The 21111-nt window shown below is 64.3% G+C and carries 11 protein-coding genes; 2 read left to right on the top strand and 9 right to left on the bottom strand.

Annotated features, from left to right (window positions below; translation table 11 throughout):
- Positions 1-25 precede the first annotated feature (25 nt).
- The 9 genes from ACX80E_RS13010 to ACX80E_RS12970 form a co-directional block, all read right to left on the bottom strand.
- On the bottom strand, positions 26-1666 hold the full coding sequence (locus tag ACX80E_RS13010) for a serine/threonine-protein kinase (protein WP_459302418.1): 1641 nt from the start codon (positions 1664-1666) through the stop codon (positions 26-28).
- A complete protein-coding gene (locus ACX80E_RS13005) occupies positions 1663-3651 on the bottom strand; it encodes an FHA domain-containing protein (RefSeq protein WP_459302417.1) in 1989 nt (662 codons plus the stop codon). Before ACX80E_RS13005 ends, ACX80E_RS13010 begins: the two co-directional genes overlap by 4 nt.
- Positions 3644-4627, bottom strand: a complete 984-nt coding sequence (locus ACX80E_RS13000; RefSeq protein ID WP_459302416.1) for a PP2C family protein-serine/threonine phosphatase — start codon at positions 4625-4627, stop codon at positions 3644-3646. Before ACX80E_RS13000 ends, ACX80E_RS13005 begins: the two co-directional genes overlap by 8 nt.
- A complete protein-coding gene (locus ACX80E_RS12995) occupies positions 4624-6066 on the bottom strand; it encodes an RDD family protein (protein WP_459302415.1) in 1443 nt (480 codons plus the stop codon). The genes ACX80E_RS13000 and ACX80E_RS12995 overlap by 4 nt, the downstream gene beginning before the upstream one ends.
- A gap of 58 nt (positions 6067-6124) precedes the next feature.
- On the bottom strand, positions 6125-8572 hold the full coding sequence (locus tag ACX80E_RS12990) for a transglutaminase-like domain-containing protein (RefSeq protein ID WP_459302414.1): 2448 nt from the start codon (positions 8570-8572) through the stop codon (positions 6125-6127).
- Positions 8569-9900: a DUF58 domain-containing protein gene (locus tag ACX80E_RS12985; protein WP_459302413.1), complete on the bottom strand. Its 1332-nt coding sequence runs from the start codon at positions 9898-9900 to the stop codon at positions 8569-8571. Before ACX80E_RS12985 ends, ACX80E_RS12990 begins: the two co-directional genes overlap by 4 nt.
- A gap of 62 nt (positions 9901-9962) precedes the next feature.
- On the bottom strand, positions 9963-10934 hold the full coding sequence (locus tag ACX80E_RS12980; protein ID WP_459302412.1) for an AAA family ATPase: 972 nt from the start codon (positions 10932-10934) through the stop codon (positions 9963-9965).
- A 105-nt stretch (positions 10935-11039) separates the two neighbouring features.
- Complete coding sequence (locus ACX80E_RS12975; RefSeq protein ID WP_459302411.1) at positions 11040-17147, bottom strand: Ig-like domain-containing protein; 6108 nt, start codon at positions 17145-17147, stop codon at positions 11040-11042.
- A 195-nt stretch (positions 17148-17342) separates the two neighbouring features.
- Positions 17343-18740, bottom strand: coding sequence for a pyridoxal phosphate-dependent decarboxylase family protein (locus tag ACX80E_RS12970; RefSeq protein ID WP_459302410.1), 1398 nt, complete (start codon positions 18738-18740; stop codon positions 17343-17345).
- A 291-nt stretch (positions 18741-19031) separates the two neighbouring features.
- Here ACX80E_RS12970 and ACX80E_RS12965 point away from each other — a divergent pair, with 291 nt between their 5' ends.
- Together ACX80E_RS12965 and ACX80E_RS12960 are read left to right on the top strand one after the other, a co-directional pair.
- Positions 19032-20396: a reverse transcriptase family protein gene (locus ACX80E_RS12965; protein ID WP_459302408.1), complete on the top strand. Its 1365-nt coding sequence runs from the start codon at positions 19032-19034 to the stop codon at positions 20394-20396.
- 101 nt (positions 20397-20497) lie between these two features.
- A partial coding sequence (locus tag ACX80E_RS12960; RefSeq protein ID WP_459302407.1) for a hypothetical protein occupies positions 20498-21111 on the top strand: 614 nt, incomplete at its 3' end.

Raw genomic sequence — 21111 nt, 5'->3', positions numbered from 1 at the left:
GGCTTGTTGCTGATGACGGTGACGATTAGGAGCACTTCTTGGTCTCCGGTGAGGTTTGGCCGTTCGTGCGAACCAGCTTCACCGAAATACAGGACTGACCATTGGGGTCGTCCACCACGAAGGCCCGTTTCTCGGTGATGGGCTTGAAGGCGCCGGTATCCACCGCGCTGACGGATGCCCACAAGTATTTGTCGCCCGGTTGCGGGTCGGGATTGCTCCAGCTCCACTCGGAGCCACCATTTTTGGGTGCAGCCGCCAAATCTTTCACCGGCGGCACCTCCGCCCCCACAATCAGGGCGGGGGCTGGTGTTGCGGACTCCTGCACCAGCGGGTCAGCTTTTTGGTTCGCCCCACCATTGAGGAAAACCACAAGGCCCACCACGACGGCGGCCAGCAGTACCAGCCCGGAGCCTAGTCCCAGCCACAGCCGCTTCCTGGCCGGAGCTGCCGGCGGGGCCGGGGGCTGCGGCTGGGGCGCCGCTGGCGCCAGCTCGCTGCGCTGCACGGTTGAATCCAGCACGAAGCCGCTGGGCTGGGGAGCCGATGGTGGGGTCGTGGCCGGGCCCGCCGATGGCAGGGTTTGGGCGTTGCGGTTCAGTCCGGTGGTGGACCCGGTTACGCCCGGCACGGTGTTGAGCTGTGGGGTGGCCGTGACGGGCGCACCGCGCGTGTTGTTGCCCTGCCGTGAGGGGAAGGTGGGGTTGGAGGTGCCGGCGTCGGGGTCAATGGAGACAACGCTGCGAACGCGGGTTGGCTCCGAATGGTCGTCGGAACGAAAATCGGCAACAACAATTTCTTCTTGCACCTCGAAGGGTGTGACGGAGAGGTTCAGGTCGGCCTGGACACGCATCAGGGCGCGGGCAAAGTCCTTGGCGGAGCTGTACCGCGAGGCCGGTGACTTGGCCATGGCTGTGGCCAAGACCAGTTCCAGCGCCTGCGGGATGTCTGCCCGGCCCAGCATGGGCAGGGGCGCTGCACTGATGCGGGCGATCAGTTCGCGCTGGGAATTGTCCGCGCCCGGGATGACGAAGGGTGAATGCCCGGCCAGCAAGGTGTAGATGGTGGCGCCGAGCGCCCACACGTCGACCTTGATGCCGTCCGTGGCACCGGAGGCGAAGGATTCCGGTGGCGACCACGGGATGGACATGCCGCCGCCGTCGGCCTGCACGGCGTCCATGGTTCCGGAGATGCCAAAGTCTGTCAGCGCCGGCCGGCTGTAGTCGGTGACAAGAATGTTGGCCGGTTTGATGTCCCGGTGGGCGATGCCTGCCCGGTGGGCTGTTTCGACGGCCGAGGCGACCTGGATACCAATTTCCAGGGCCTTGTCGGCGCTGAAACGCCCCTGCCGGTACTGCATGTCAAGGCTGGGCCGGGAACAGTACTCCATGGCCAGGTATGAGTGCCCGGAATCGGTGATCTGGGCTTCAAAGATGGTGACAATGTACGGGTGCGCGGAGAGCTGGGCCATGAGGTTGGCTTCGGACTCGAAACTTGCCCTGGCGCCGTCGGTCTTCAGATCAGCTGTCAGGACCTTGACGGCAACCTTGCGCCGGGGCCTGTCCTGCTCGTACAGGTAGACGTCGGAGAATCCGCCGGACCCCAGCACGGAGACGAACCTGTAGCCAGGAAGTACCGGGGGTGCGGCGGGAGCACGCTTGCTGCTCACAGGAGACCCTCAAAGAGCAAGGAGATCCCATCCCCCAGTTCAGCGATGTCTCCGTTGAGCAAAATAGCTTGCTCACCCTGGCTCAGCCGGCGCGGGGCCTGGCCCTCACGGACCAACACCGTGCCGTTGGTGGCCTTGAGATCGACCAACAGCACATCCCAGCCATCCAAACGAACCTCCACATGGGAGCGTGAAATATCGTCGTTGCCGCTGATGACCTGCACGAGGCGGGGCATGGCGCCGCCCATCACCCGGGAGACTGAAGGCTGGCGGCCAATGATCAGCGAGTGGTCCAGTTCAACCACTTCACCACTGGAAATATGCATGGTGCCCAAGCGCGGCCTGCCCACTTCACGGGGTTCGGAGTTGATGGCGGCCCCGCAGTCCGAGCACTGTGAGCGGCTCGGCGGGTTGGCGTGCCCGTTGGGGCACACGCGTGCCAAAACCATGGGGCCGGTGGGTGGGCGGGACTCCAGCGGTCGCGCGTCGGGCGCCTCGTCGGCGCCGACGTCGCCGACGTCGCCGCGCATGACAGTGTGGCCGTCATGGTCGGGATCGTAGGGCTGAGCAGCGAGCACACCAGTTGCGGCGTCCATTGCGACGCCGGTTTCGGCGCCGGCTTCGGGCCCGGCTTCGGGCCCCGGGTGGTTGCCCCACGGCACGGAGTCGATCAACAGGCCCTCGGGCTGCCACTGCTCCTCGGCGCTCTGGGCGGGGGATGCGGCGCTGAGGTCTGCCAGGACTTCCGCGGCGATGCCCGCCACGGGGGGCAGGGCGGGAAGCGGCGGCAGGACAGCGTCCCGCGGCTGGGGATGAACCGGCTGGCCGTCGTCATCGAGCCGCACCGCAGCGTCCTCAACACTTCTGGCAACCGTGGGCCCAAACAAGTGGTCGTAGTTGGTGGTGAAACCATTCTCGGCAGCCTCCTGCCCGGCCGGCTGCTCCCCGGGCACCTCGGAGCTGTCGGCGCCAGCTGGCTCGGCCGCAAAACTGGCGTCCTCGGCGGCGTCGCTGACCACCGCCACATCCTCCGCCATCGCTTCGGCGAAGTCCGGCTGGTGCTCGGCTAGGGACTCGTCACCAATGGGGTCCTCGTCATGTGGCTCGGCGTCGAAAGGCTCGTCATCGGTCAGGTCGGGACGGATGGTCAGATTCATATCCGCCTCCCGCTCCGCCGCCGTGGGCGCCAACTGGGCGTTCCACTCGGCGTCGGCAGCTTCTGCGGCCATGGCAAAGCTGGCGTAGGCGTCATCGTCGCCCTCCCCCCCCTCTACACTGGCTGGCTCTTCGATACTGGCCGCACTGGCCTCTTCCGGCACACTGGCAGCACTGGCTGACTCCTCAGCGCTGGCCTCTTCCGGCGCACTGGCAGCATCAGCCGGGGGCTCGGCTGCCGGTTCGACAACCTCCGGCTCTGCCGCGGCAGCAACCGCGTCGTCCACGGCGGCAACCGGCTCGGCCGCGGCAGCAGCGTCGTCGGCCAGCAGTTCCGTGGATTCCGAATCTGCCACGAGCACCGTTTCGGGCAGGTGGTGCTCGGCAAGCTCCACCCGCAGCGACTGCAGCCGGATAACAGCCTCACCCACAGGCAGCAGCAGGGTCGGTTCGGCTGGTTCCGACGCTTGCGCCAGCGTCAGTTCAAGGGAGTCGGGCAGTGGCAAGGAACGCTCACTCCAGGTGGTGACGTCCCGGCCCGAAACAACTTCCGTGGCGTCGCCGGTGCGGGCCGCCAGCGTCATTTCGCCACGTAAAATGGCGTGCAAACGGTCTGACTGGAGCACAATGCCAAAGTCGGGCATGCTGGTGGGGCCCGTGCCGAATAGCCGTGTGACCTCGTCCAGGACACCGTGAATGGTGGGTTTCTGCCCAAGAAAATCCCACAACGCGCTCACGATGGCGGGGTCGGTGTGCCCCCGGAGCACGATGACCGAACTCGAGCGCACAATTCCTAGCCATGAACCTGTGCTGTACGTGGTGCTAACCATGATTCTCCTCGTGCAGGGGTGCTTGAACGCCTGCGAGCAACTTTTGCCCGGGCGCTAGGAATTCCTTGGGGATGGATTCCAGGACTTCGTTGGGGTGGGTACCGGCCACGACGTCGGGAAGGACCTCCTGCGTCAACAACAGGCGCGGCAAGGTGTCTTCCTCGGCGGTTCGGGACGTGTTCGGGTTGTTCAGTGTTTCCCCGCCAGCGCCGCCGCTGACATTGCTGGCATCGACAACAATGACTGTGACGTTGTCACGCCCGCCGGAGCGCAGTGCGGCCTGGATTAAGGAATCGACAGCATCCTGGGGGTGGCGCAGGGTGCTCAGGGCCCGGTGAATCTGGCTGTCGCTCAATTCTCCGGAGAGCCCGTCGGAGCACACCAGAATCCTGTCGCCCTCTTCCACCGGGACCAGCCAAAAATCAGCCTCCGTGTCTGTTCCCGTGCCCAAGGCACGCGTCACCACGTGGCGGCGCGGGTGCGTCAAGGCCTCCTCGGGGGTGATGAAACCGGCGTCCACCAGTTCCTGTACCTCGGAATGGTCCACGCTGACCTGAGTGAACGTTCCCTGGCTGAGCAGGTATGTTCGTGAGTCGCCAACGTTGAAGACCAACCAATACGGCACACCGCGTTCCTCAACCAGCACAACGCCCGTGAGGGTTGTCCCGGCCCGGGCGTTGGTGAGCTCGCGGATCCGCGCATCGGCAAGACGCACCGCATGCGCCAGCTCCGACGCCGTCGCCTGGCGCGATTTGGCGCTCAAAACACGTTGCTCGCTCAACGTTTGGATGCATTCACGGCTGGCTACTTCGCCGGCCTCGTGCCCACCCATGCCGTCGGCCACAGTGAACAAGGGGTCCGCAGCCAGGAACGAGTCCTCGTTGAGCTCCCTGCGCAGGCCCCTGTCAGTACCAAAACCAAAGCTCAGCCCGACGCCGGAGCCGCTGCGGGCTTGCTGGCCCTCCCCCGTGGTCACTGGCGCCCCACCACAAATGACCTGTCACCGAAATGAACCCGGGCACCAATGTCAGCCAGGGCCGGCGTCCCGCCGTGCAGGGGTGTCTTGACTCCGCTCATGGTGGTGACGGCGCTGCCGTTGGTGGAGTTTCTGTCGGTAACCCACAGGCCTTCACCACCGACGCGAACGTGCAGGTGTGTCTTGGACACGGACCTGCTGGAGTCCTGAACTGGAATAAGGCGAGAAATCATCTCACCATCGTATCCGGCGGGGTTGCGGCCAATGAGCGCCACGGCACTGACGTCTTCGATGTGGCCGTTGTCAAAGGTCAGGCGCAGGCCCGCGGTGGAAGCCACGGGGCGTACCCGGGTCTCCCCCGCATCCTGGTCAATTGCCCCGGCCAAGGGCGCTCCCTGCTGGGCCTGCTGTGGCTGGGCACGTCGAGCGGCGCCGGGCACAAAGGTGATGGGCCCCTCGTCCACGGGTATCGGGGGCGTCGGTGCTGACTGCGTCGGTCCTGATTGTGGCGGGACGGACTGCGCCGGCACGGACTGTGGCGGGACGGACTGCGCCGGCGCTGACTGCGGCGGCGCAAAGGGGTTGCCGGGCTGCACACCCGAGTCGTGGAGCTGTGGGGTAAACGGCGCCTGCTGCGGAGTCGGTACGGCACGGCGCTCCAGCGGAGAGCTGACCGGAGAAATGGTGGGCACAACTGCCGGCACAAAGTTTGCCCGCTCAGCGATGCCACCCGTTTCTATGGGGTTGCGGCCGGCGTTGACGTTGAAAACTAGGGTGTTGGCCACCTTGTCATGCCAACCTTGGCGCTTTCCGTTGGCATCCCAAGTGTTGGAAATAATCACCAACAGCGGGCCAACGGTGGGCACAATGGAGCTGACGGCGATCATCAGCTTGCGCAGAAAAATGGCCAGCAGACCGGCGGCTTCGCCGTCCATGGAGGTGGTGCGCAACCCGACCATCAGGTTGCCGGGAGTCTTGCCGGACCTGGCCTCCCACAGCCACAGCCAGATGGCATAGCCCAGGGACAGCACGCTGGCTATCCCCGTCAGGATCAACAGCCAGCTCAGGTTTAGCTGGGAAAATTCACCCACCTGGGTGACTGTCATTTTGCCGACTCCAATGCCAACAGCCACAGCCATCAGTATGCCCGGGAGCACCCCGTCAATGAGTGCGGCCGCCAAACGGCGCCCCGCACCGCCAGGCACCAAGACCGTGGCGGCGCCAATGCGGGGATCGACGCCAAGCTCGCGGGGGGCCAGCAACGGCCCGTCCACGGTGGTGCCCACGGGCACAATGCCCGGCACCGCGCCATTCGCGGGAGCAAAAGTTTGGCCAACACCGGGAACGCCCACGGGCACGGTGGCAGGCCCAGGTGAGGCGGCACGGTTGTTCACCGCGGCACCGCACAGTGTGCAGAAGGGTGCCCCGGGTGAGAGCACGGCTCCACAATTCCGGCAGGGTTCGGCCACTTTTTGCGCCATGTACTTAGTACCCTTCTTATGACTTCTTGAATAGCTGGGACAGTTTGGAGCCTAGTGCAACACCACGCGAACGCAAGGATTGCGCCTGGCCCACCGCGCCGCGCGAAACTGTCTTGCGCCTGGCCCGGGCCTGAGCCTCGGTCAGCAACGATCGTGGTGAGAACTTTGCCCGTTGCTGCTTCCAGAATCCTACCGACCCGGTCATGCCCTTGAGTGAATGTTCCACAGTTTGCCAATATGTGGCGACTTCGGCTTCGGTGGGCTGACCCGGGCCGAAGATGGCGGCGTCGGCCCGCTCAGCCAACAAGGCAGTGCTTGCCTGGTTGGCCGGGAAGGCGCTGTTTAGTGACGCGGCGCTCTCACGACGGGTCCCGCTGCGCTCCAACGCGGCGCCAAGGTCCGTGGCATGGCTCATGACCTCTGACCAGCCGCCATTGACCCGGTCGGTGGGCAAGCCAAGGGTGAGGCGTTTCTTGCGGCGTTTGGCCTTCAAAGCAACAATCACCGCCAGTGGCAGGGCAATGATGAGCAGCGGGATGGCAGCGACCCCAAGAATCATCAGAATCTGGCCAAAAATGCCGCCCTGATTGTTCTTTTTTCCGTCCGTGTCCAAAGCGTCCGGTGCACTGTCTGGTGGCAGATCGGCCGGCTCCTGCGGCGGAGGCGGCGGCTGCAGGACCTGCGGCTTGGGTTTGGAGGCGTTCTGCGGTTCCGGCGGATTGGGCACATGATCCTTGTCCGGCGTCGGGTTGAAAGGCACCCAGCCGAGGCCGGCAAAATTCACCTCAACCCACGCGCGGACATCCGAGCCCTTCATCTTCACACTCTGCGCACCGTTGTTGGGGTCCTTCTCATCAAGGTAGAAACCCATGACGACGCGTGCCGGAATGCCAAGGTGGCGGGCCATGAGCACCATGGCTGTGGCGTACTGTTCGTCGTCGCCCACCATCTCCTTTCCGCTGAGCAGCTTGGTGATGCGTGCGGCACTGTGGCCGGAGGTGGAGGGGGTTTGCCCGTCCAGGCCGTTGCTGAACTTGCCTTCACGCTGCAGGGCGCCTTCCAGTGCCTGCACCTTCTTCAGCGGCGTGTCAGCTTCGCCAACAATGTCGTTGGCCTTCGTGCCCACCACGGGGGGAACGTTTTCCAGCTTAGGCAAACGCACCGAGCCAAAGTCCGAGCCGGCCAACTTTTTGCCATCAATGTTCGGGAACGCCACGTCCATGCTGTAGGAATCGCCCTTGGCAACGCCGTCAAGATTCAGCGCCGAACCGGATTCCTTGTTCAGGTACAAGGTGGGTGTTTTACCTTGGGCCCGTTGATAGCTGAGGCTGTGTGCCACGGAAACGCTGGGGATCCAGACCCCAGAGTAGCCATCAATGATAACGTCGACGCCGGATCCGGCACCTTCGCCGGTGTGGCTCAGCGCCGTGGGGTCACCGATGGGGGCAAAGGATGCTGAACTGTTGGGGTCAACATTGAACACCACGCCGTCGTAGCTGTCCATGGCGGCAACGCGGACGCGGCCATTCTTGGGCAGGCCCTGCACGTCAAATTGGACTGTCTCTTTTTCGTTCTTGACGTAGTCGCGGAATTTTGTCAGTGGCGAGGGCAAGTCATGGAGTTCCGGCGGCGGAATCACCGTGTCACGCAGGACCTCACGGCTGGCGCTGCCTGTCAGTGCCGGCGCGGCGGCCATGGTGACTGCGCTTGCCACCAAAATGACACCCGCAGCCAGGCCGATGCGGCGCAACAAGGAGGTGCGTGCGCTGGCCGTGTCCAAAATTTGTCGGTTGGCCGAGATACTGCCGGCGGTTTCACGGCGCATCATTTCATACCGGTACGCCAGCCAGGTGATGGCAGCGATACTCAGCAGAGAACCACGCAGCACGGGCAGGAACACCTGGGCCGTACCAAAGAGGATGGCTGTAATGAACAAAACAACTACCGGGATCATGGCCCAGTAGGCGCTGCGCAACCGCCACGCCAGGGTGCCGGCAACCACAGCTGCCACAAAAGCGCTGAGGTAGGGAACCACCATGACCTCCACGCTGATGCCCACGGGCGGGGCCAGGGTCAGCAATTGCTTCCACGACAGCATGATCCCCAGCAGGAGCCCGCGCAGAGAGTCCAAGCTGGGAATGAAGCCCATGATTGCCGCACCCGACGCCGCCAGGGCGCTGCCGAAGATCATGTACACAGCAAACGCTAGGCCAGCCAGGGTGATCGTGCCCAAGCGCCAATGAGCGCCCAGGGCCGCCACGGCCAGGCCCAACACAATGGCGCCGAAGCCCGCCACCAGGTAGTGGGGGTCATGGCCAAAGGTGGGGCCAAAGCCCAGGACGCCAATGCCCAGCAGTACTGCCAGCACGGCGCCGTCGATCATGAAATGCCACCACAGCCGCCCGCCGGAGAAGGCTGAGGGCTTGCGTTGCGGCTGTGCTGCCGCACTCCTACGGGCGTTCATGCGACGGCCTTTCTCAGTACCATGGACAGATCGCTCAAATCGCCCAGGGTCAGTACCGTGAGGTCGGCAATGTTGGCGCGTGCGGATTGTGCCCCGGTAAAGCAGCGTACGGCGAAGGCGCGAACGCCCGGTGGCACGGAGGCGGCTGCGCTGCGCAATTGTGCCGGTGTCACCTTGGAGCCCACCACAAAGAACACCACGGAGGCGTTGGGAACGGCGTCCGTGAGTGTTCGGGCAAGATCCACCGCCGTGCCGCGACGGTTGTAGCCGGCCAACCTGGTCATGTCATCGAGCAGGTTCTTGCCCGTTTCGCAACGGATGGGGCCACGCTGGGTGATGACGCTCAACTCGCGGTTCTCCTTGATGGCCTGGCGGCCCAGCGACGCGGCCGCCGAAATGGCCAACTCGAAGTCGTCGTCATTCTCGTATTCATCCGTGTTGACCGACAGGGCCACAGCCATGTGGGAGCGGCGGGTTTCCTCAAACTGGCGCACCATCAATTTGCCGGTCCGGGCGGTGGTTTTCCAGTGGATATGGCGCCGGTCATCCCCCGGCACGTAGTCGCGCAGGGCGTGGAAAGCAATATCTGAATTGGACAGGTCCTTGGTGGTCAGGCCCTCAAGGTCCTTCAGGAACCCGGCCGCGGGCCCGTCCAGGGAGGTGGTGCGCGGGTGAACAAACAAATCCGTGGGCTCGGTCCACACGAGCTGGCGGCGCAGCAGCTGCAACGGATCGGCCCGCACCGAACGGACGGGGCCCACAGTAATGACTGCCCGGCGGGTGGTGGGGATGGTGAAAAGGTCCTCGTGGATCTGGCCAGGGGTCATGCGCGGCAAGTGAAACAGCGCCGTGGCAACGCCCACAGGCAGTTCCAGGGCCGCGGGCAGCACTGTACGCGCTGAGGTGTTTTCCACGGCAAGGCTTCCCACCGCGTTGTCGCCCACGGCAACCCGCGTGCGTGCCAAGTCCAGTTTGACCGCGTACATTGACCGGCCCAGTACAAAGGCACTGGCAATCAGCAGGAGCACGGTGGCCAACAAGGCGGCCACCTTGGCTTCCTGCCAGCCGTAGCTTGCCCCAAGCACCCACAGCAGCACGGTTGTTCCCAGCACCACAAAACCCAAGGTGCTGATGGTGGCCAGCACCGGTCCCACGTGTCGTTTGAGCCAGCCCGCGACGTTGGTCCACGCAGGGGCCAGATAAATACTGGCCACCTTGGTCGCTTCACGCGTCAACGACGCCGGATGCAGCCGCGTTGGAGTTCCTTCGCTGTGGAAGGGACGGGCGAGTAACTCCCCCACCTTCGAAGCGCTGGACTTAATGCTCATGATTGACCTTTAGCTGTGTGTGCTGGGCGTGCCGAACAACTGCTGTCTTGCCGCGTTTTGGGTTAGACCGAGACGCGCTGCTGCGGTGCGGCAACTTCTGCCAGCACGCGGTTGAGGACTACTTCCGGGGTGGCGCCGGCAAATTCTGCTTCCGGGTCCATCACGAAACGATGTGTCCACACGTAGGGAGCAAGCTCCTTGATGTCGTCCGGCAAAACGTAGTTACGGCCCTTGGCGGCCGCCCACACCTTGGCCATGCGCACCATGGCAATGGCGCCACGGACCGAAACACCCAAACGGGTTTCCGGTGCGTTGCGGGTCTCCTCACACAGGCGTGAAATGTACTCCAACACGGCGGCATCGGTGTGGGTAGTGGAGGCCAAATCGGCCATTTCGGCTACGGCCTGCGGGGTGATGATGGCCTGCAGGCTGGACGTCCTGTCACGCTGACCGGAGTTGGAGAGCAGTTGCACAGTGGAGGCGTGATCCGGGTAGCCAATGGCTGTCTTGATGAGGAAACGGTCAAGCTGGGCTTCGGGCAGCCGGTAGGTGCCTGCCTGCTCAATCGGGTTCTGGGTGGCGAGCACCATGAAGGGCCGGCCGGTCTCATAGGTGGTGCCATCCATTGTCACGCGGGATTCTTCCATGACCTCAAGCAGCGCCGACTGGGTCTTCGGCGAGGCACGGTTGATCTCATCGGCCAGCACAATGGTGGCAAAGATGGGTCCCTTGTGGAAGTCAAAAACCTGTGACTTCTGGTCATAGATCATCACACCAGTGACGTCGGAGGGCAGCAAGTCAGGAGTGAACTGGATACGCGAATTGGTACCCTTCACAGTTGCTGAGATGGCCCGGGCCAGCATGGTCTTGCCCGTGCCTGGGGCATCCTCAAACAAGACATGGCCTTCGGCCAGCATGGCAGCCAGCGTCAAACTAACCACGTGGGATTTACCCAACATGGCTTGGCCAACATTGGCAACCAACTTGTCAAACGTTCCTGCAAACCACGTGGCCTGTTCCGGCGTCATGGACATAGTTCATCCTCTTTCAATCTTGTTGATCCCTGCAGTGCCTGCGGGAAACCTGAAGTAGTTTATCCACTAATTGGCGATACTCGCCATTAGGGGTCCATACGGCCCCTAACAGCGGGGCATGCCTGCCGGGATCGACTCGTTGTTCGTGGAGCGAACTGACAAGTAGCTGTAGTTGGCGTAACCCGGGCTGGTGATGTGATACCACTGGTTGCCGCTGGTGGACCCGGTCCAGTACTTCCAGCAGTTGACCTGCACGGGCGTGCTGGACTGCAACCACTGTGACGTACACGAGGGCGGGCTGCCATCTGTAAAGTGGTCGCTTCCCGTGGTTGATTCCAAACAGCTCCGAACCGGCGATGCCTCGATCGTCCAGCTCGTTGGCTGGGGCGGCGTCTGGGCACCACTTTTGGGCATGACCGTCTGCACCGGACCAAACGTTCCCACAGAATTGACGGTCCGGGCGTGGATGGTCACCGTCTTGTTGAATGCTCCGGTGTTGTAGCTTGCACTGCCATTGCCCCCCTTGGCAGACCATGCACCGCCGTCCACCTGGACTTGCACATTCCTGGTGTCCGTTGCCCCACCGGGGAAGCTCCAGCTGTAGGACACGCTTTGGCTGTCCTGCCCACCGTTGCTCCCGCTGAGACCTGCCGTTCCCGGATTGCCATAGGGGGTGACCGCGTCCGACGCCGGGGACGCGCTCCCAGCACTGGCAAATGCAGAGGATTTGGCATAGACCGTGACAGTTGTGCTGACACCGTTGCTGGCAGGAACAGTGGCGCCCTTGGTCACCGGGATGTTCTTGCCGCCCGGGGTGACGTTGGCAAAGTAGCTCATCTCACCGGGAGTGGAACCACCCAGGGCGGCCCCACCCAGCGGTTCGAAATTAACACTCACGCTACCGCCGGCCGCACCTGTGTTGGCCTCGGCAATGGTTGGCTTACCCACTTGACCCGGTTGACTAACCGAGCGCCAAGCCGCAGAGCCCGGGCTAAGATCCGACGGCTCAACGTCTGTAACCGCCTGCACCTTGAAGGTGTAGCTGGCCACGGAGTTGGGCAGCGAAACGGTTTGGCTGGTCTGGGTAGTCGTGACGGAATCGGTTTGTTTCCCATCTAGGTAAGTAAAGAGCGTGTAGCTCTTGAGCTCGCCGCCGTTGAGGTTCGGCTGGGTCCAGTTGACTCGCATCTGGTTCTGGCCGCCCACCGTGTCCACCAGTGTCGTTGTCGGCGCGGCAGGAGCGGACGGCTTGCCCGCCGGCTTCACAGCCCGGGACGCATAGTCGCTCCAGTCGGACGGTTTAGCGGCACTGTTCACCGCCTGTACCCGGAAGGTGTATTCGGTGCCGTTAGTCAGCCCCGGCCAGGTGAGTTTGTTGCCCTTGACGCTCCGCTGCGGATTCTGCCCGGCCGGAACCGGGGAAATCTGCACATTGAAGCTCTTCACGGGCGAGTACTCCCCCACGGGTGTCACCCAGCTGACATCCAGCTGGGTGTCGCCCCGAACGACGGCGGGAGCGCCAGGTTTGTCTGGCTGCGTATCCGGCGTGGCCGACGCCGACGACTTGGAGAAGGCCGAATCCCCGACCGCGTTCTTGGCGCTCACGCTAAAGGTGTACGGCTTGCCATTGGCTAGCCCGGTGATCGAGCAAGTGTTGGTGGCACATTCCTGCGTGGCGCCGTCGCTCCTTTTCACGGTGTACCCGGTCAGTGGCGAGCCGTTGTCAACGGGGGTGCTCCACTTCAGGAGCACGGTTTTGCTCTTGACCTCCTGCACCAGCGGCACCGAGGGAACGGCCGGCTTACCCTTCACGTTCAAGGTGATGCGCCCGTCAACCCAGCGTTCCTGATCGTTCGTCTTATCGACAACCGTGTAGCTGGCCACCACATTGCCGGTGAAGTCCTCAGGTGTTTGTACAGTGACCTTGTCCCCGGCCACGGCCACCTTGGTGCCGGCGGCGCCGGTTGTCATTTTGACGTCCACAATTTCCAGTGGTGTGTCCGGGAACGGGTTCACGTCATTGGCCAGGACGGGAACCGTTTCGAGGCGGCCCGCATGTGCGTCCGGGACCGAATCGGCGTTGGCCACGGCCTTGGGCTTGGTGGAGGAGGTGACGTCGATCTTTACCGCCGCCGTGACGGGCCGGTTGTGGCCGTCATCCACCGAAATGCCCACCGTCTGGGTGGAGCCCAGCTTCGTGTCCTTGCCCACCTCAACCGTGAGTTTGCCGCCGTCGAGCTTCACCTTCAAACCGGCCGGGCTCTCACCGGTCAGGGCAAACTTCAGGGAATCCTTCTCGGGGTCGCTGGCCAGCAGGGCCAGGTTCGCCGTGCCCGATTCCAGCTGGGCAACAGCCAGCGAGGTGCCTTGGAGCTTCGGGGCCAGGTTCTTCGCCGGGGCCGGCGTCACCTCCGTCATGATGGTCAGCGTCGATTTCAGCCCCGCCGGGTCCTCCGGTCCGGTGCCGTCGGTGACTTCAAAGGTGATGGAGCCGGGACCATAGAAGTCAATATTGGACTTGTAGCTCAGCCCCGCACCGTCGGGTGTGACAGCGTCGAGGGCGGGGGCGCCGATCATCTTGATCTTGTCTGCCTGCGTGATCCGCGGCGTGCGCCCGGGACGGACCTTGACGTACTCGCCCAGCGCGGCAAGAGCCGTTTCGCCGGCCTGGACCTCGATGACATCAGTGGTGGCCAGCACCGGGTACTGGGCATCCAGGCCCGGCACCCAGACAATGGCCGTGGAGGAGAGTTTGTCCTGATCGGTGACCGTGTACGGCACCATTTGCGGCGCGTCCGTGAGCGCAACGCGCAAGGTGCCGTCGGCGTTCACCGAGGCATTCGGGTTCGGCAGCGTCAGGCTCACGGCGAGATTCTCCGCAACCCCGTCCGGGTCCTCGTCGTTCTTGAGCACGGGCACGTTGACGGTGTTTTTGCCCAGGGCCTCCTGCACGGTGACCTCATCATCACGGGCAATGGGGGCCCGCAGCGGCGCGTCGGGGGTGACTGTCATGCGGATATTGGCCGTGGCCGTGGCACCGGCCGGGTCGCTGACCGTGTAGCCCATGGTGGCAATGGCTGTGGCAGCTGGACTTTTCAGCAGGACCCGTCCCAGCTTGGTGACTGAGGGCGCCATTTCTTCGGGTCCACTAAAACCGTCCTTGGCCACAAAGAGCTTGTCGGCGTCGGGGTCGGTGTCATTGAGCGCCACATCGAGGGCCACCTGACGCCCGGGACGCATGGTGATGAAGTCATCGGCGGCCTTCGGCGGCCGGTTGCTGGAATCCTCCGGCGCAATGCCGACCTCCACGGTGCCAATCGCTTGCGCGCCTTGGCGGTCCCTGACCTTGTAGGTGAAGGTGTCAGTCCCTGCCGCGTTGCCGGCCGCCGTGTAGAGGATGAAGCCGTTGCCTGCCACGGCCGTCCCCAACGACGGCGGAATGTCCACGCCCGCCAGCCGCACCGAATCCCCGTCGGGGTCAATGCCGTCCAGCGGGATTTGAATCTTCGTCTGGCCGCCGGCAATGACTCGCCCCTGAACATTCTTCGGTGCCGGGGGCAGATTCCGTTCGGGGTCTTGGGCGATGATGTTGATGGTCACAGTGGCCGAGCCGGGTTGGCCGGAGTCGTTGGTGACCTTGTAAACGGCTGTCACGGATCCGGGCGTGTCCTTGGCCAGGAAGCGCAGGGCGTTTTGATCAACCCACAGCTTGCCCGCTTCGGCGGCCGGGCTTTCGGTGATGTCGGGGTTCTTGAGGGCATCGCCATTGGGGTCAAAGTCGTTGGCCAGGACCGGGATGCGGACCACGTCCCCCACCCTGACATCGACGACGTCGTCACGCACCACAGGCGGTTGCAGCGTGGTCGCCGAAGGGATGCGGACCACCGAGATGGCACCTACAGAGGTGCCTTGGGCGTTGGAGACCGAATAGTGGATGGTGGCCGGGAAGCCAGGATCGCGGACGTCAGTAATCTTGACAACATTGTGTTCCAACACGGTGACCGAGACGCCTGCGTCCGCCGGCGCGTCAACACCGCGCACCACCAGCACGCCGCCGGCCGGGTCCGTGTCGTTGCCCAGCACATCCACCAAGGTGGTGCCGCCCACCGGCAGCAGCGCCATGTCCTTCACGGCGGTGGGGGCCAGCTCGGCTTGCGCCGGAACCACGTCAATACGGATCAGCCCGGTGGCGCTTTGCGGGCCGTTGGTCACCTGGTACGTCAGATAGCTGGCGCCCACCGTGTCCGAGGTGAAGGTCAAGGTGCCGTTGTCGGCAATGGCGGAGACACTGCCGGTGGCGGGCTTGTCCACACTGGCCACGCGCAGCTCCCCGCCCAGCGGATCCTGGTCGTTCTTCAGCGGCGCCACAATCGCTTTTTGTCCTGCCACCACGCGGACGTAGTCGGCGTTGGCCACCGGAGGCACTCCGCCGGCAGGTTTCACACTGATTCGAATCTTCTTTTCCACGATGGAGCGCGTGTCGGAGACCTTGATGACCACCGTGCGCAGGCCATTGGAGGAGCCGTCATCGGTGTAGCTCAACTCGCCGTCCGGGGTGAACTTAACCTGCCCGGTGTCCTCCACCGCGGTGGCACCGACCAAGAAGATGCTGTCGCCGTCGGGGTCGATCATGTCAGCCAAAACGTTCTGGCTGATGGTCTGCCCCTGCGCGACCACCATGGTGGTGGCACGCATCGACAAGGCCTGGGCGTTCTCTGACTCAGGCACCACACGGACATTCACAGTGCCCTTGTCGGTGCCGCCCCGGCCGTCGTCGTTGGTGTAGCTAAACGATTCCGTCCCAGTGGGTGCCTCGGCCGGGACCACCAGTTGCAGGCCCGTGCCGCCGTACACGGTTTGCAGGGCACCTGCCTTGATGGAATCGGCACTGTCCCGTACTGTCAGCACGTCACCGTCGGGGTCGGAATCGTTGTACAGCACCGGCAGCAGCGTGGTGCTGCCGGCCCGAACACCAAACTGGTCCGGCTCGGCAATGGGTGGCCGGTTGGGTTTGGTCCGATCCGGCAGGGTGTTGACAACATTCGGGTCCGAGGAGTCCTTGTCGGCGTTTTCAGCGTTCTTTTGATCGACTGTGAGGTCATCCCAGTTGTTGACCAGCATCATGTTTTGATTGACCAGCCACACGTCCCCGCCGGCCATGTCATTGAGCACCACAACGTCGCGGTTCTTGCGGAACACCAGCTCCGAGGCCGCAGTGGCCTTGGGAATGCTGATGGGCTTTGTGTCATCGCCGGAGCAGTGGAAGAGGTACTTGTTGGAGCCGTTCCAGGCGGCGTGGACACAGCCACCTTGTTGCACGGGAGCCAACGGACGGCCCAGGGAGCCGGCATCAACACTCGTCGCCGCGCCACCATCGAGGGGCTGGAGCACCAAGGAATTGCCCGTTTCCAGGGCCACGAAATCAGACTCGTCACTGCGCTGTTGCACCACGGCACCCTTGGCGTCGGGTACGCTGACCCGCTTGTTGCCGGGCAAAAACAGGGTGCCTGTATCGGGGTCAAGCGCAACGGCCTTCTCCCCCACCACTGTCAGCGCCAGCTTGCCCGAATCCGGCACGCCCTCCACAGCTTCCTCGGCGACCTTGATCACCTTGCCGTCGGCAGCAATTTTTGCGTGGGTGAGCTGCGCCTTGCTCGGGTCAAGCACGAAGACGTCACTCACGCCGTCGTGGGTGGTCAGTCCGACGGCGGCCTTGGCGTTGGTGATTTTCGTCAGGATTGGTTTGGTAGTTTTCTCATCAAACGTTGCCGCCTCGGCGGTGGGCACGGCCCACACCTTGCCGGCCGCCGAATCGGTGATGACAGTGATGGCGCTGCCCAGCGAGACGGCCTTGCCGCCGCCCAGGGGTGTGTCCTGGGTCAGGGTCATGGCGGGCACATCCACCTGGTTCAGCAGGGTGCCGGAGTCGTTGTCCATGAACACCGTCCCGGCATCCTGGAGCACGTTGAAGCCCTGGGAGGTGGCCGTGAACCCGCCGTCAAGCACCTTTGAGGGGACGTTGAGGTGACCCACCATGTTGATGCTGCGGTTTGTCACCCACACGCCGCCGTCGTTGAGGTCAACATCGGCAGTGCTGAAACCGGGATAGATCAACGCCCCCGTGACCACTGCCGCCGTAACAGCGGCTGCGGCGGAGACTGTGAAGATGCGCTTCTTGTTGGTTGACCTGGTGAAGAGATCGCTCAATGCCATGACTAGCCTTTACTCATCCGCCTGCTGTGGGAGAAAACGGGTACGAACCTACAAGGCGCCTCGCCGGTACAAAGGTGCCTTGGCCATCATAGCGGATTGATCCAGATGATAGCTTAATAGTTTTTGGGCGGCGCCAACTGGGCGGCGGCAAGTGAGCGGCACCAGCTCCGGCTCAGCGGGCAGTGGCTGTGCGGCTCAGCGAGCGTCCTCGGCGCTGATGGCCCGTTCGACGGCGGCCAGTGATGCGGCCACGTCGTCGTCATCCGTGGACCAGTTGCTCACGGAGATGCGCAGGATCTCCCGGCCGGCCCAGTGTGAGCCGGACATCCAGGTGGTGCCATCGGCGATGATCCGTGCGGTGATGTTTCGGGTCCGCTCATCGGAGCCAAAGCTCACGCACACCTGGGTGAAGACAACGTCGTTGAGCACCTCGACACCGGGCATGCGCGCCAAGGCTGCGGCCATCGCCTGGGCATGGTCAACCAGCCCGTCCACCAGGGCCGCAACACCGGAGCGGCCCAACGACCGCAGTGCCGCCCACACAGGCACACCACGGGCCCGGCGGGAGAACTCGGGCACCTTTTCGAAGGGGTCACCGGGGCCGCTGCTGTCGTTGACAAGGTAGCTGGTGTGGGCACCGAAAACCGCGCGGACCACCTCGGGCCGCGACACGATGGCCACGCCGCAGTCGTAGGGCACGTTGAGGGTTTTGTGCGCGTCGGTGGCCCACGAGTCGCAGTGTTCCAGCCCGGCCAGCTGGTGGCGGTGCCGTGGACTCGCCGCCGCCCACAGCCCAAATGCACCGTCAACATGCACCCAGGCCCCGTGGTCGTGGCCAATCCGGGCCGCCTCCGCCATCGGATCGAACGCCCCGGAGTGCAAGTTTCCGGCCTGCAGGCAGAGAATTGCCGGGCCGTGCCCGGCCTCGAGCGCCTCGGCAAGGGTCCCCGGGATCAGGCGGCCCTGCGCATCAACTGCCACTTCGGTGGCCTTGCCCAGGCCGAGGTAGCCAAGGGCCAAGTCCACCGAGGCGTGCCGCTCCCGGCCCACGAAGACCCGCACCCGGGGCGAGCCGGACAGGCCGTCGCTGGCAAGATCCCAGCCAACCTCATTCAGGACATGAGCCCGTGCTGCGGCGAGCCCCACGACGTTGGACCCTGTTGCCCCGGTGGTGAAGCCAACATCGGCCCCGGCCGGCAGGCCCAACAGCTCCAGCAGCCAACCGCTGGCGGCCTCCTCGGCGGCCGCGGTGGCCGGCGTCGCATAGCGGATGGCAGCATTTTGATCCCAGGCACTGACCAGCCAGTCCGCCGCCAGTGCGGCCGGGAGGGTGCCACCAATGACCCAACCAAAGAAGCGGCCCGAGGGCATCGCCATCAGACCGGGCTGCGCTATCCGGGCCAGCTCGTCAATGACGGAAGCGGCATCCATTGGCTGCTCCTGCAGGGGTGCGGCAAACTCGGCGAGCAGCTCGTCGGCGTTCAGGCTGGGCCCGACGGCACGTGTTGGCAGGGACGCAAGCCATTGGCTGGCGTGCGTGTGTGCTCGGTCGAGGGCGGCGCGATACTCATCTGCCTGGCCGTTGGTTTTCATGACCTCAATGCCTCCGCTGTGCGAGAAGGAAGGAACGGAACAGTGTTGTGTCGGTGGATTATTACAGTACGCCCGCAGGGCCGCCACGGACAGCACCGATGCTGTGCGCTAGTGTGTCAGCATGCGACGGCTTCAGGATGAGGTGGGCGGTCACCTAGGTGTACCACCCTCTCCGGGGTTACCCCGGGGGACGAAGATTGGCTTCCAGCAGGCGCCTCGGGCACGGCGCTGCGCTCCGCGCAGCAGGGTGCCCGAACAGATTGACAGGTCATCTACGAAGCCGTCACAGCTTTGACTCCCCCACCTGCCGCGGCCGTCCTGGCGCGCACGCCCCGGCCCACACCGGAGACGATCGCCACAGCCCTGGCGCATGCCTTTCTGGCGGCGGAGGACTGGTCCAAGCCGGCCCTGCGCGCCGCCGGTGCCAGCGTTTTGGGGGCACGACGGCGTTGGCTGGGCCCGTTGGCCGATCACGTCCTGGGCATTTACCACCACCCCCCGGCTGACGTCCCACGGGAGTTGGCCGCCGTCGTTCTTGACAGCGAGGCCTTCCAGCGAGCGGTTGACAAGGCCGCGATACAGCGCAAGCCCATCACCGTGGCGCACTACACGGTGGGGCCCGCTGGTGCCCGCGAGGCCCGAGTCCGCCGCCTCGACACGCTGGCCGAGCTGGCGCAGTTCCTCGAGTTGAGCGTTGGCGAGCTGGAATGGTTTTCCGATCCCCGGCAGTGGAACCGCAGGGCCGCCAGCACCCGCCTCCTGCATTACAGGTATCAGTGGCGCAGCCGGCCGGGGCGGGTACCCAGGCTGCTGGAGATTCCGCATCCGCGGCTGCGCGCGCTGCAACGCACCATCTTGCACCAGCTGTTGGCGCCGATCCCGCTGCACCCCGCCGCCCATGGCTTTGTGCCCGGGCGCAGCGCTGTGACCGGTGCCCGGCTGCACACGGGCGCCGAGGTGGTGGTGAGCCTTGATTTGGCAGCATTCTTCGCCCATGTCACCCCGGGCAAAGTGTTTGGTGTGCTGCAGCAGACCGGCTTCACGGAGGCGGTGGCGCACCGGCTGACGGGTCTGTGCACCCATGCCGCACCCGTCGGGGTCATCGCCGAGATGCCGCCCGGCGGTGACCCTTCAGACCGCTTCGCCCTGCGCAAGGCCCTTGCCGTGCCGCACCTGCCGCAAGGCTCGCCCACCTCCCCCATGCTGGCCAACCTTGCGCTGCGCCGCCTGGATTCGAGGCTGTGGGGCTGGGCTGACGCGTTCGACGCCGGCTACACCCGTTACGCCGACGACCTCGCCTTTAGTGGGTCTGCGGAATTGGCCCGGTGTGCTGACCCCTTTGTGCGCGGAGTTTCGCGGATTGTGGTCGATGAGGGCCATACGCTGAACCGTTTGAAGACCCGGGTGCACCGGGCAGGGGCGCGCCAAAGCGTGACAGGGGTGGTGGTCAACCGGCACACAAATCTGCCCCGGCCTGAAATCGATGCGTTGAAGGCTGTGCTGCACAACTGCGCCATCCATGGCCCCGAGGGTCAGAACCGTGCGGGCCATGCGGATTTCCGGGCCCATTTGATGGGGCGCGTGGCCTGGGTGGCGAGCGTCAATCCGGCGCGAGGGGCAACGCTGCGCACCATGTTTGAGCGGATCAGCTGGTAGATCCGCAACCACTCATCCACAGTACGAGTAAATACCACAATTTATCCACATACTCGTATATTCCTCGAACAATGTCGGTGCCTGCCACTAAAATAAGAGGTATGGAAGCAACGGCAAGGATGCCGGGAACGCCCGGCTCCACAAGGACAAGGGACGCGGCGGATGCACACATCCACCAGCTTCTCAGGCTTGCCACCGCACTGGCTCCGGCTGCACCAGCTGCGGGCCGTGGCACCGTTACCGCGCCGTTGGGTGTGGATCTGGAGACGCTCACCGACTCCCAGACCATCAGCTGGGCACAATCACTAGAACATCTGGACCGCATCCTCTCCGCCCTGCAGGTGCAGGTCGCCGGAGTGCTCGCCGCACGCACCCGGGCCTCACGGTTCAGTGATGTTGGTATTACCAAGCCGGTGGCACTACTCACCACCTCACTGAATCTCAGCGCCGCCGAAGCTTCCCGGCGCCTGCGCCTGGCCGAACACTTCATGCCCACCACCGACCCGCTCACCACCGTGACCACCCCACCACCACAACCGGTGCTGGGTTCCGCGTTCTTTAGCGGGGAACTCTCCGTTGAGCAGGCCCTGATAGTTTCGGGCTTCACCGAGGACGCCGGCCACCTGGCAGCGGCCGGACGCATTCCCGCAGAAAGTGCCGACGAGCTCGAAGCAACGCTCACCGGCTACGCCGCGGCGGAACCACCGGACTTCCT

Source organism: Arthrobacter sp. TMN-49, from assembly GCF_054511095.1.
The sequence above is the reverse complement of the archived record's forward strand: the minus strand, read 5'-3'. Positions and strand labels throughout refer to the sequence as shown.